General features: G+C 71.1%; 10 protein-coding genes. 5 read left to right on the forward strand and 5 right to left on the reverse strand.

Features of this window, described 5'->3' with window-relative positions; all coding sequences use genetic code 11:
• Positions 1–217: 217 nt before the first annotated feature.
• Genes pgi through ACFWV2_RS26675 form a run of 3 tightly spaced genes read left to right on the forward strand, consistent with a single transcriptional unit; the run spans position 218 to position 3,958 of the window.
• Entirely contained in the window at positions 218–1,870 is a 1,653-nt protein-coding gene (gene pgi / locus ACFWV2_RS26665; RefSeq protein ID WP_384408706.1) for a glucose-6-phosphate isomerase, read from the forward strand.
• A 4-nt stretch (positions 1,871–1,874) separates the two neighbouring features.
• Positions 1,875–2,375: a PH domain-containing protein gene (locus ACFWV2_RS26670; RefSeq protein WP_384408517.1), complete on the forward strand. Its 501-nt coding sequence runs from the start codon at positions 1,875–1,877 to the stop codon at positions 2,373–2,375.
• Complete coding sequence (locus ACFWV2_RS26675; RefSeq protein ID WP_384408519.1) at positions 2,372–3,958, forward strand: PH domain-containing protein; 1,587 nt, start codon at positions 2,372–2,374, stop codon at positions 3,956–3,958. The genes ACFWV2_RS26670 and ACFWV2_RS26675 overlap by 4 nt, the downstream gene beginning before the upstream one ends.
• Before the next feature lie 38 nt (positions 3,959–3,996).
• Here the strand turns inward: ACFWV2_RS26675 and pgl are convergent, their stop codons facing one another.
• Genes pgl through tkt form a run of 5 tightly spaced genes read right to left on the reverse strand, consistent with a single transcriptional unit; the run spans position 3,997 to position 10,594 of the window.
• Positions 3,997–4,779 (reverse strand): 6-phosphogluconolactonase, encoded by a 783-nt coding sequence (pgl, locus tag ACFWV2_RS26680; protein ID WP_384408521.1) that lies wholly within the window; start codon positions 4,777–4,779, stop codon positions 3,997–3,999.
• Positions 4,776–5,816, reverse strand: coding sequence for a glucose-6-phosphate dehydrogenase assembly protein OpcA (opcA, locus tag ACFWV2_RS26685; RefSeq protein WP_384408523.1), 1,041 nt, complete (start codon positions 5,814–5,816; stop codon positions 4,776–4,778). The genes pgl and opcA overlap by 4 nt, the downstream gene beginning before the upstream one ends.
• On the reverse strand, positions 5,813–7,345 hold the full coding sequence (gene zwf, locus ACFWV2_RS26690; protein ID WP_384408525.1) for a glucose-6-phosphate dehydrogenase: 1,533 nt from the start codon (positions 7,343–7,345) through the stop codon (positions 5,813–5,815). The genes opcA and zwf overlap by 4 nt, the downstream gene beginning before the upstream one ends.
• A gap of 6 nt (positions 7,346–7,351) precedes the next feature.
• Complete coding sequence (tal, locus tag ACFWV2_RS26695; RefSeq protein WP_384408527.1) at positions 7,352–8,470, reverse strand: transaldolase; 1,119 nt, start codon at positions 8,468–8,470, stop codon at positions 7,352–7,354.
• A 36-nt stretch (positions 8,471–8,506) separates the two neighbouring features.
• Positions 8,507–10,594 (reverse strand): transketolase, encoded by a 2,088-nt coding sequence (tkt, locus tag ACFWV2_RS26700; RefSeq protein ID WP_384408529.1) that lies wholly within the window; start codon positions 10,592–10,594, stop codon positions 8,507–8,509.
• Between the two features lie 312 nt (positions 10,595–10,906).
• Here tkt and ACFWV2_RS26705 point away from each other — a divergent pair, with 312 nt between their 5' ends.
• Together ACFWV2_RS26705 and ACFWV2_RS26710 are read left to right on the forward strand one after the other, a co-directional pair.
• Complete coding sequence (locus ACFWV2_RS26705; protein ID WP_384408531.1) at positions 10,907–11,854, forward strand: heme o synthase; 948 nt, start codon at positions 10,907–10,909, stop codon at positions 11,852–11,854.
• A gap of 124 nt (positions 11,855–11,978) precedes the next feature.
• Positions 11,979–12,299 (forward strand): hypothetical protein, encoded by a 321-nt coding sequence (locus ACFWV2_RS26710; protein WP_384408533.1) that lies wholly within the window; start codon positions 11,979–11,981, stop codon positions 12,297–12,299.
• Positions 12,300–12,314: the final 15 nt, after the last annotated feature.

The following is a 12,314-nucleotide window of genomic DNA, read 5'->3' on the forward strand; positions in this document are numbered from 1 at the left end:
ATCCCCCCCGTGGCGCTCTCCATGGGGGGGGTCTTTATCTGACGGTGTGGGTAGTTGTGCCCGACGGGGGATGGCCGGCTATTTTTATGCGGGGCCGAGGCCCGTTCGCGTTCTCGTCACCGCCGCTCGCCGTCGCCTCACCGGCCCCTCTGATCAATTAGGTTGGAGACGCAGCGGGGCAGACAAGCAGTACGAGAAGAAGTGGGCGATGTCCGAGATGAACAACGAAGGCCGCACCAGGCTCAACCGGCTGCCCGAGTGGGCGGCCCTCGGCAAGCACCGTGAGCAGCTGGGCGGGACCCATCTGCGCGACCTGTTCGCCGCCGACCCCGAGCGGGGCGCCGGCTACACCCTGCGGGTCGGCGACCTCCACCTGGACTATTCCAAGCACCTCGTCACCGACGAGACGCTGACGCTGCTGCGTGAACTGGCCGCCGCCACGGGCGTGGCCGAGCTGCGCGACGCCATGTTCCGCGGCGAGAAGATCAACACCACCGAGGACCGGGCGGTCCTCCACACCGCGCTGCGGGCCCCCCGCGACGCCGTCGTCGAGGTCGACGGGGAGAACGTCGTCCCCGCCGTCCACGCCGTCCTCGACCGGATGGCCGTCTTCGCCGACACCGTCCGCGCGGGCGGATGGACCGGCCACACCGGCAAGCCGATCAAGAACATCGTCAACATCGGCATCGGCGGCTCCGACCTCGGCCCCGCCATGGCCTACGAGGTCCTGCGCTCCTACACCCAGCGGGACCTGACGTTCCGTTTCGTCTCCAACGTGGACGGCGCCGACCTCCACGAGGCCGTCCGCGACCTCGACCCGGCCGAGACCCTGTTCATCGTCGCCTCGAAGACCTTCACCACCATCGAGACGATCACCAACGCCACCTCGGCCCGCGACTGGCTCCTCACCGGCCTCCGGGCCGGCCAGGAGGCCGTCGCCAAGCACTTCGTGGCCCTCTCGACCAACGCCGAGAAGGTCGAGGAGTTCGGCATCGACACCACGAACATGTTCGAGTTCTGGGACTGGGTCGGCGGCCGCTACTCCTACGACTCCGCCATCGGCCTCTCCCTGATGATCGCCGTCGGGCCGGAGCGCTTCCGCGAGATGCTCGACGGCTTCCACCTCGTCGACGAGCACTTCCGCACCGCCCCGCCCGAGGAGAACGCGCCGCTGCTCCTCGGCCTCCTCGGCGTCTGGTACGGCGCGTTCTTCGACGCCCAGTCGCACGCCGTCCTGCCGTACTCCCACTACCTGTCCAAGTTCACCGCCTACCTCCAGCAGCTCGACATGGAGTCCAACGGCAAGTCGGTGGACCGCGAGGGCAACCCGGTCGACTGGCAGACCGGACCCGTGGTCTGGGGCACCCCGGGCACCAACGGACAGCACGCGTACTACCAGTTGATCCACCAGGGCACCAAGGTCATCCCGGCCGACTTCATCGGCTTCGCCCGGCCCGTGGCCGACCTCCTGCCCGGCCTCGTCGCCCAGCACGACCTGCTCATGGCCAACTTCTTCGCCCAGACCCAGGCCCTCGCCTTCGGTAAGACGCCCGAGGAGGTGCGGGCCGAGGGCGTCCCCGAGGAGCTCGTCCCGCACAAGACCTTCCAGGGCAACCACCCCACCACCACGATCCTCGCCGAGAAGCTCACCCCGTCCGTCCTCGGCCAGCTGATCGCGCTCTACGAGCACAAGGTCTTCGTCCAGGGCGCCGTCTGGAACATCGACTCCTTCGACCAGTGGGGCGTCGAACTCGGCAAGGTCCTCGCCAAGCGGATCGAACCGGTCCTCACGGACGGGAAGGGCGCCGAGCAGCTCGACAGCTCCACCGCCGCCCTCGTGACCGCCTACCGCTCGCTGCGCGGACGCTAGAGCCATGACGGGGGAGAACGCGGTGCGGCTGCGGCCGCCCAGGAACGCCGTGGCCGAGCGGGCCGTCCCCTGGTGGCGGAGCGGGCTCGCGCTGACCACCGCCGTACCGGTGGTGGTCCTCGCCGTCCTCGGCGCCCTCGTCGGGCCCGCCAGGACCTGGCTGCTCGTCGCGGCCGGGGCCGTGGCGGCCCTGGGCCTCGCCTGCACCGCGTTCCTCCCCGTCTGGTGGTACCGGGTGCACCGCTGGGAGGTCACCGAGGACGCCGTCTACGTCCGCACGGGGGCCTTCTGGCAGGAGTGGCGGATCGCGCCGATGTCCCGGATCCAGACCGTCGACACCTCACGCGGCCCGCTGGAACGCTACTTCCGGCTCGCCACCGTCACGGTGACCACCGCCTCGTCCAAGGGCGCGATCCGGATCGAGGGCCTCGACCACGAGCTGGCCGCCGGGCTCGCCGAGCGGCTCACCGCCATCACCCGGGCCACCCCCGGGGACGCCACATGAGCGAGGCGCCGGAAGGCCCGGGACCGGACTGGCTGCTGCTCCATCCCCGTACCGTCCTCGTCCGGGTCGTCCTCTTCGCCGGCGTGCTCGCCGGAGCCGCGCTGCCCACCGCGTTCGCCCTCGCCGGATCACGTCCGCTGTGGCAGGCCTTCGCCTGGGTCGCCGCCGGGGTGACCCTCGCCCTCGCCGCCGACGTCGTCGCCGAGACGGTCCGCTACCGCCGCACCCGCTACCGCGTCGGCCCCGAGCAGGGCGAGACGGGGCCGCCCCCGGGCGAAGGCTGGGGGAGGGTCGAACTCCACACCGGACTCCTCGTCGCGCAGCGCCGCTCGCTCGCCCGCGAGCGGATCCGCAGCGTCGACCTCACCGCCAACCCCCTCCAGCGGGTCTTCGGCCTCGTCAAGGTCCGCATCGGCACCGGCGAACACACCTCCGGCGGCGAGACCACCCTCGAACTCGACCTGGTCACCCGGGCCGAGGGCGAGCGGCTCCGCCACGAACTCCTCAGCCGTGCCGCCACCGCCCCCGAGGGCCAGGACCACGAGGACGACGCCCTGGCCGTCCTCGACCCGCGCTGGATCCGCTACGCCCCCGTCTCCTTCCTCGCCCCCGCGCTCGGCGGCGCGGCGGCCGGCGCCGTCATGCAGGTCAGCGAGTGGTTCGGCGCCCAGGGCGAGGTCATCGACTGGATAGGGGACCGCTTCCAGGATGTCTCCGTCCCCTGGACGATCACCGCACTCGTCCTCCTCGCCACCCTCGTCGGCGCCGTCGGCGCCCTCGGCCTCTGGGTCGAGATGTGGTGGAACTACCGCCTGGAGCGGGCGCCGGGCGGCGCCCTGCGGGTCTCCCGCGGTCTCCTCACCGCCCGCTCGGTCTCCCTGGAGGAGCGCAGGCTGCGCGGCATCGAACTCGTCCAGCCGCTCGGCGTCCGGATGTGCGGGGCCGCCCGCCTCGACGCCGTCGCCACCGGTCTGGCCCAGGACGACGGCGACCGGCACGGCGACCTCAAGAACCTCCTGCCCGCGGTGGAGCGGGCCGTCGCCGACCGGGTCGCCGCGCAGGTCCTGCGCGAGCCGGAGTCTCCCACCGGGGCGTCCCTCGCCGCCCACCCGAAGGCTGCCCGCACCCGGCGCCTGCGCTGGGCACTGTGGGGCGCCCTCCTGCCCGTCGCGGTCCTCGCCCTCCTCGGGCTCCTCCTCACCCCGGTGCTGCTGTACGTGGCGGCCGGCTGCGCGGTCGTCCTCGTCCCGGCCGCCGTGCTGTCCGCCCTGGACGCCTACCGGGCCCTCGGGCACGGCGTCAGCGGCGCCTATCTGGTGACCCGTTCGGGGACGGTCCGGCGGGCCACGGTCGCCCTCCAGCGGTCCGGGGTCATCGGCTGGACCGTCAAGCAGTCGTACTTCCAGCGGCGCGCCGGCGTCCTGACGCTGACCGCCACGACGGCGGCGGGGGCGGGCGCGTACGACATCCTCGACGCGGGTGAGAGCCAGGGTCTGGTCTTCGCCGCCGCGGCCGTACCGGAGCTCCTGGGGCCGTTCCTGGAGCCCGCGCACATGCCGGAGGCCCGGGTCACCAGAAGGTGAACCGGGCCTCCGTGAGCGGGGGTCGGACCGAGCGGCGATCAGGCCGAAGCGGGCCGGTACAGATCCGAGGGCAGCTCCGAGGCCGCCGCCGTGTCGAGCAGCCACAGCGTCCGCGAGCGGCCGTGGGCACCCGCGGCCGGGGCCTGGACCTCGCCGGCGCCCGACAGCGCGATCGCCGCCGCCTTCGCCTTGTCCTCACCGGCCGCGAGCAGCCAGACCTCCTGCGCCGCCCGGATGGCCGGAAGGGTCAGCGAGATCCGCAGCGGCGGCGGCTTGGGCGCGCCGTGCACCCCGACCACCGTCCGCTCGGTCTCGCGGACCGCCGGCAGCTCCGGGAAGAGCGAGGCCACATGGGTGTCGGGGCCGACGCCCAGCATCAGCACGTCGAAGCTCGGCACCCCGCCGTGATCGCCCGGACCCGCGGCGGCGGCCAGCTCCTGCGCGTACGCGGCCGCGGCGGCGTCGACATCGCTGCCGTACGGGCCGTCCGAGGCCGGCATGGCGTGCACCCGCGCCGGGTCGAGGGGGACCCCGTCGAGGAGTGCCTCCCGGGCCTGGGTGACGTTCCGCTCGGGGTCTCCCTCGGGCAGGAAACGCTCGTCGCCCCACCACAGGTCGAGCCGCGACCAGTCGATCGCGTCCCGCGCGGGCGCCGAACCCAGCGCGGCGAGCAGCCCGTTGCCGTTGCGGCCGCCGGTCAGCACCACCGAGGCCGAGCCCCGGGCGGCCTGGGCGTCCACGATCCGGGTGATCAGCCGGGCCGCGGCCGCCTGGGCCATCAGCTCCTTGTCGCGGTGGACGACCAGCTGAGGGGTGCTCACTTGGCCGCCGCCTTCTTGGCCGGTGCCTTCTTCGGGGCGGGCTTCGCCACGGGCTCGGGCCCGGCCGGGGCGGCCGCGACGGCCTCCGGCTCCGCAGCGGCGCCGGACGCACCCTCGTCGAGCCGCTCAAGACCGAACTTGAGCGCCGTCGCGTAGGTGTCGTCCGGGTCGAGCCGGCGCAGTTCCTCGGCGATCAGCTCGGCCGTCTCACGGCGCTTGAGCGCCACGGCGCGGTCCGGCTGCCCCTGGATGGAGAGCGTCGCGAGCGACCCGTCCGGCCGGTCGAGCACGATCGGACCGGAGCTGGTCTCCATCCGGACGGAGGTGAGACCGGGGCCCGCCGACCTGCTGCGCCGTACCGGCACCTTCAGCCGCTCCGCCAGCCACATCGCGAGCAGTTCGACGCTCGGGTTGAACTCCTCGCCCTCCACCTCGGCGGAGGTCACCTCGCACACGACCTGGTCGAGCGCGGCGGCGAGCATCGAGCGCCACGGGGTGATCCGGGTCCACGAGAGGTCCGTGTCGCCCGGGGTGTAGGCGTCGGCGCGCGCGGCCAGCTCGTGGATGGGCTGCTCGGCGGCGTACGTGTCGGTCACCCGGCGCTGGGCGAGGGCGCCCAGCGGGTCGTTCGCCGGGTCGGTCGGCGCGTTCACCGGCCACCAGACGACGACGGGGGCGTCCGGGAGGAGCAGCGGAAGCACCACCGACTGGGCGTGGTCGCCGACCTCGCCGTACAGCCTGAGCACCACCGTCTCGCCGGTGCTGGCGTCGGCGCCGAGGCGTACCTCGGCGTCGAGCCGTGCCGTGGAGCGGTCCCGCGCCGAGCGCGAGACCCGCTTGATGACGACGAGGGTCCGCGAGGGGTGCTCGCGGGATGCCTCGTTCGCCGCCTTCAGCGCGTCGTAGGCGTTCTCCTCGTCGGTGACGATGACGAGGGTGAGCACCATGCCGACGGCCGGCGTACCGATCGCCCGCCGCCCGAGCACCAGCGCCTTGTTGATCTTGGAGGACGTGGTGTCCGTCAGGTCGGTCTTCATGGCCGGCGCCAGCTCCGTCCGTCTCGTGCGAGCATCTCGTCCGCCTCGACCGGACCCCAGGTCCCGGACTGGTACTGCGCGGGCTTGCCGTGCTTGTCCCAGAACTGCTCGATCGGGTCGAGGATCTTCCAGGACAGCTCGACCTCCTCGACGCGCGGGAAGAGGTTCGAGTCGCCGAGCAGGACGTCGAGGATGAGCCGCTCGTACGCCTCGGGGCTGGACTCCGTGAAGGACTCGCCGTACGCGAAGTCCATCGACACGTCCCGGATCTCCATCTGGGTGCCGGGCACCTTGGAGCCGAACCGCACCGTCACGCCCTCGTCCGGCTGGACCCGGATGACGATGGCGTTGCGGCCGAGTTCCTCGGTCGCGGTGTGGTCGAAGGGGGAGTGCGGGGCGCGCTGGAAGACGACCGCGATCTCGGTGACGCGGCGGCCGAGGCGCTTGCCGGTCCGCAGGTAGAAGGGGACGCCCGCCCAGCGGCGGTTGTCGATCTCCAGCTTCACGGCCGCGTAGGTGTCGGTCTTCGACTGGGGGTCGATGCCGTCTTCCTGGAGGTAGCCCACGGCCTTGGCGCCGCCCTGCCACCCGGCCGCGTACTGGGCGCGGACCGTGGTCTTCCCGAGGTCCGTGGGCAGCTTGACCGCGCCGAGGACCTTGGTCTTCTCGGCGGCCAGCGCGTCGGCGTCGAAGGAGGCGGGCTCCTCCATCGCGGTCAGCGCGAGCAGCTGGAGCAGGTGGTTCTGGATGACGTCACGGGCGGCGCCGATGCCGTCGTAGTAGCCGGCACGGCCGCCGATGCCGATGTCCTCGGCCATGGTGATCTGCACGTGGTCGACGTACGACCGGTTCCAGATCGGCTCGAAGAGGGTGTTGGCGAAGCGGAGCGCCAGGATGTTCTGGACGGTCTCCTTGCCGAGGTAGTGGTCGATCCGGAAGACCTCGTGCGGCGGGAAGACCTCGTGGACGACCTCGTTGAGCTCCTTGGCGGAGACCAGGTCGTGCCCGAAGGGCTTCTCGATGACCGCGCGGCGCCAGGAGCCGTTCTTCTGGTCGGCGAGCCCGTGCTTCTTGAGCTGCTGGACGACCTTGGGGAAGAACTTCGGCGGGACCGACAGGTAGAAGGCGAAGTTGCCGCCGGTGCCCTGCGCCTTGTCCAGCTCCTCGATGGTGGACTTGAGCTGCTCGAAGGCCTCGTCGTCGTCGAAGTCGCCCTGGACGAAACGCATCCCCTGGATCAGCTGCTGCCACACCTCCTCGCGGAACGGGGTGCGCGCGTGCTGTTCGACGGCGTCGTGGACCTCCTGCGCGAAGTCCTCGTCCTGCCACTCCCGGCGGGCGAAGCCGATGAGCGAGAAGCCCGGCGGCAGCAGGCCGCGGTTGGCCAGGTCGTAGACGGCAGGCATCAGCTTCTTACGGGACAAATCGCCCGTGACGCCGAAGATCACCAGGCCCGACGGCCCCGCGATGCGCGGGAGCCGTCGGTCTGCGGCGTCACGGAGCGGGTTGGCTCCGTGGACTGCGCTCACAGTTGCTTACGCCTCCGAAGGTGCGAGGCGCTTGAGCTCCGCCTCGGTGGACTTGAGCAGGTCGTTCCAGGCCGCCTCGAACTTCTCGACGCCCTCGTCCTCCAGGAGCTGGACGACCTCGTCGTAACCGATGCCCAGCTTCTCGACGGCCGCGAGCTCGGCGCGCGACTGCTCGTACGTGCCGCGCACGGTGTCACCGGTGACCTCGCCGTGGTCGGCGGTGGCCTCCAGGGTGGCCTCCGGCATGGTGTTGACCGTGCCGGGGGCGACCAGGTCCACCACGTACAGGGTGTCCTTGTACGCCGGGTCCTTGACGCCGGTCGAGGCCCACAGCGGACGCTGCTTGTTGGCCTGCGCCTTGTCGAGGGCGGCCCAGCGCTCGGACGAGAAGACCTCCTCGTACGCCTCGTACGCCAGACGCGCGTTGGCCAGGGCCGCCTTGCCCTTGAGGGCCTTCGCCTCGTCCGTGCCGATGCCGTCGAGGCGCTTGTCGATCTCCGAGTCCACGCGGGACACGAAGAAGGACGCCACCGAGTGGATCTTGGAGAGGTCGAGGCCGCGCTCGCGGGCCTTCTCCAGACCCGCCAGGTAGGCGTCCATGACCGCGCGGTAGCGCTCGAGCGAGAAGATCAACGTCACGTTGACGCTGATGCCGAGGCCGATGACCTCGGTGATCGCCGGCAGACCCGCCTGGGTGGCCGGGATCTTGATGAGCGTGTTGGGACGGTCCACCAGCCAGGCCAGCTGCTTGGCCTCGGCCACGGTGGCGGTCGTCTCGTGGGCGAGACGCGGGTCGACCTCGATGGAGACCCGGCCGTCCTGGCCGTCGGTCGCGTCGAAGACCGGCCGCAGGATGTCGGCGGCGTCACGGACGTCCGCCGTCGTGATCATGCGGATGGCCTCTTCGACGGTCACCCTGCGGGCGGCGAGGTCGGCCAGCTGCTGGTCGTAGCCGTGCCCCTCGGAGATCGCCTTCTGGAAGATCGACGGGTTGGTGGTCACACCGACCACGTGGCTCTGGTCGAGGAGCTCGGCCAGGTTGCCGGAGGTGATCCGCTGACGCGAGAGGTCGTCCAGCCAGATCGCGACGCCTTCGTCGGAGAGGCGCTTGAGAGCGTCTGTCATGAGAATTGCATCTCCATTAAGTCGTACGTATGGGCGTCAGCGCGCGGCGGCGGCGATCGATTCCCGGGCGGCGGCGGCGATGGCCTCCGGCGTGAACCCGAACTCGCGGAACAGGACCTTCGCGTCCGCCGAGGCACCGAAGTGCTCCAGCGAGACGATCCGGCCGGCGTCCCCGACGTACCGGTGCCAGGTCAGACCGATGCCGGCCTCGACCGCGACGCGGGCCTTGACCGACGGCGGCAGGACGGAGTCCTTGTACGCCTGGTCCTGCTCCTCGAACCACTCCACCGACGGCATCGAGACCACACGGGTCGGGACACCGGCGGCCTGGAGCTGCTCCCGCGCCTCGACGGCGAGGTGCACCTCGGAGCCGGTGGCGATCAGCACGACCTCCGGCTCGCCGCCCTCCGCGTCGAAGAGCACGTAGCCGCCCTTGACCGTGTCCTCGTTCGGCGCGTACGTCGGCACGCCCTGGCGGGTGAGCGCCAGACCGTGCGGGGCGCCCTTGCCGAAGACCTTGGTGTGGCGCTCCATGATCTCGCGCCACGCGATCGCCGTCTCGTTGGCGTCGGCGGGACGGACCACGTTCAGACCGGGGATCGCGCGCAGCGAGGCGAGGTGCTCCACCGGCTGGTGCGTCGGGCCGTCCTCGCCCAGACCGATCGAGTCGTGGGTCCAGACGTACGTCACGGGCAGGTGCATCAGCGCGGACAGACGCACGGCGTTGCGCATGTAGTCGGAGAACACCAGGAAGGTGCCGCCGTAGACGCGCGTGTTGCCGTGCAGCGCGATGCCGTTCATCTCCGCGGCCATGGAGTGCTCGCGGATGCCGAAGTGGATCGTGCGGCCGTACTTGTCGGCCTCCGGCAGCGGGTTGCCCTCGGGCAGGAACGACGAGGTCTTGTCGATCGTCGTGTTGTTGGAGCCGGCGAGGTCGGCCGAGCCGCCCCACAGCTCCGGGATGACCGCGCCGAGCGCCTTGAGGACCTGGCCCGAGGCGGCACGGGTGGCGACGCCCTTGCCCGGCTCGAAGACCGGGAGCTTCTCGGCCCAGCCGGCCGGCAGCTCGTTCGCCTGGATCCGGTCGAACTCGGCGGCGCGCTCCGGGTTGGCCGTACGCCACTCGGCGAGCGACTTCTCCCACGCGGCGCGGGCCTCACGGCCGCGGTCGCCGAGCGAGCGGGTGTGGGCGATGACCTCGTCGGAGACCTCGAAGGTCCGCTCCGGGTCGAAGCCCAGGACGCGCTTGGTGGCCGCGATCTCCTCGTCGCCGAGCGCCGAGCCGTGCGCGGCCTCGGTGTTCTGCGCGTTCGGCGCGGGCCAGGCGATGATCGAGCGCATCGCGATGAACGACGGACGCTCGGTCTCGGCCTCGGCGGCCCTGATCGCCGCGTACAGCGCGGCCGGGTCCAGGTCGCCGTTGGCCTGCGGCTCGACGCGCTGGACGTGCCAGCCGTACGCCTCGTACCGCTTCATCGTGTCCTCGGACACGGCCGTCTCGGTGTCACCCTCGATGGAGATGTGGTTGTCGTCCCACAGCAGGATCAGGTTGCCGAGCTTCTGGTGACCCGCGAGCGAGGAGGCCTCCGCGGAGATGCCCTCCTGGAGGCAGCCGTCACCGGCGATCGCGTAGACGTGGTGGTCGAACGGGGAGGTGCCCGTGGCGGCCTCCGGGTCGAACAGACCGCGCTCGTAGCGCGCGGCCATCGCCATGCCCACCGCGTTGGCGACACCCTGGCCCAGCGGGCCCGTGGTCGTCTCGACGGCGGCGGTGTGGCCGTACTCCGGGTGCCCGGGGGTCTTCGAGCCCCAGGTGCGGAAGGCCTTCAGGTCGTCCAGCTCGAGCCCGAAGCCACCCAGGTACAGCTGGGTGTAGAGGGTCAGGGACGAGTGGCCCGCGGAGAGGACGAACCGGTCCCGTCCGACCCATTCGGGGTCGGCCGGGTCGTGCCGCATCACCTTCTGGAAAAGGGTGTACGCGGCGGGCGCCAGGCTCATCGCCGTACCAGGATGGCCGTTGCCGACCTTCTGTACGGCGTCCGCGGCCAGGATGCGGGCGGTGTCGACGGCCCGCTGGTCCAACTCGGTCCACTCGAGGTCTGTGGTGGTCGGCTTAGTGCTCACCCTGGGTCAGGGCTCCTCTCCACATGTCTGAAGCCGGTGACTGAGGGTGTACCGGCGGTGTCGAGCCTACCCCCGCCGGACGTCCCTCTTTTCGTGTTCATGCCCCTCAGATGAGCGGACACAGCAAGACTGCCGCCGCCCGTGGCACTTCGCCTCCCGGGGCGTGTCCACGCCTTGGGACACACCCCCTCAACACGACCCCACCCCCGCGAAGATCGGTGTCTGGGCAACGTCTACAGTGGCGTGGTACGCGCAAGCCTCACCCCGCCTTCATCCGGTGAGCTTGCTGGGATTTCTCTGTCAGGGGTGTGCGTGACGGCCGTCGAGTCCCGACCCGCAGGGGTCGTCTTGACTCCCAGCCCGGGGGGCCATCGGCCGTTCGGGGCTCGCGTCAAGGCATACGTGGCGCTGACCAAGCCGCGGATCATCGAACTGCTGCTCATCACGACCGTCCCGGTGATGTTCCTCGCCGAGCAGGGCGTGCCCGACCTGTGGCTGGTCCTCGCCACCTGCTTCGGCGGATACCTCTCAGCGGGCGGCGCAAACGCCCTGAACATGTACATCGACCGCGACATCGACGCGCTGATGGACCGCACCTCCCAGCGTCCGCTGGTCACCGGCGTCCTGACCCCGCGCGAGGGCCTGGTCTTCGGCCTCACCCTCGCCGTGGTCTCCACGCTCTGGTTCGGCCTGCTCGTCAACTGGCTCTCCGCGGCGCTCTCGCTCGGCGCGCTCCTCTTCTACGTCGTGGTCTACACGATGATCCTGAAGCGCAGGACCGCGCAGAACATCGTCTGGGGCGGCATCGCCGGCTGTCTGCCGGTGCTCATCGGCTGGTCCGCCGTGACGAACTCGATGTCCTGGGCCGCGGTCATCCTCTTCCTCGTCATCTTCTTCTGGACGCCGCCGCACTACTGGCCGCTGTCGATGAAGGTCAAGGACGACTACGCGCGCGCGGGCGTGCCCATGCTCCCCGTCCTCGCCTCCAACAGGGTCGTCGCCAAGCAGATCGTCCTCTACAGCTGGGTGATGGTCGCCGTCTCGCTGCTGCTCACGCCGCTGGGCTACACAGGCTGGTTCTACCTGGCCGTGGCGGTGCTCACCGGCGGCTGGTGGCTGTGGGAGGCGCACGCGCTCCTGGCCCGCGCGAAGGCCGGCGCGACGGGGGCGAAGCTCAAGGAGATGCGCCTGTTCCACTGGTCCATCACCTATGTCTCGCTGCTCTTCGTGGCGGTCGCGGTGGACCCGTTCCTCCGCTAGGGCCTCTCGGACGCGGGGGCGTCCGCGCTCAGATGATCTGCTCGGCCCGACGGCCGGGTCACGTGGGATAGGCCACGTGGCCCGGCCGTCGTCAGTCGATCTACGCGTCGGTAGCATCGATGTCATGGCAGAAACGAAGCACGAAGAGCGCAAGGCGGCGAAGCTCGCCAAGGAGATCCGGGCCTTCGCCAAGGAGCACGGCGGCTCCGAGGGGCACCTCGCGCACATCGGCCAGGCGGGCACCCGGATCGTCCTCGTGGGCACGGACGGCGGCTGGGGCGACCTCGTCGCGCCGACGTACGCCATCGCGCAGCAGGCCGCCGAGAAGGCGGGCCTCACCCTCCACGAGGAGTTCGACGGCGACATCGCCGCCAAGGTCGTCACCGGACCGTACGAGTGGACCCGGATGGCCGGTATCCAGATCGGCGGCCCCTCCAACGGCTGAGGCAACAACCTCGCG

Source organism: Streptomyces sp. NPDC058671 (assembly GCF_042716475.1).
In the GTDB taxonomy this organism is placed as follows: domain Bacteria; phylum Actinomycetota; class Actinomycetes; order Streptomycetales; family Streptomycetaceae; genus Streptomyces.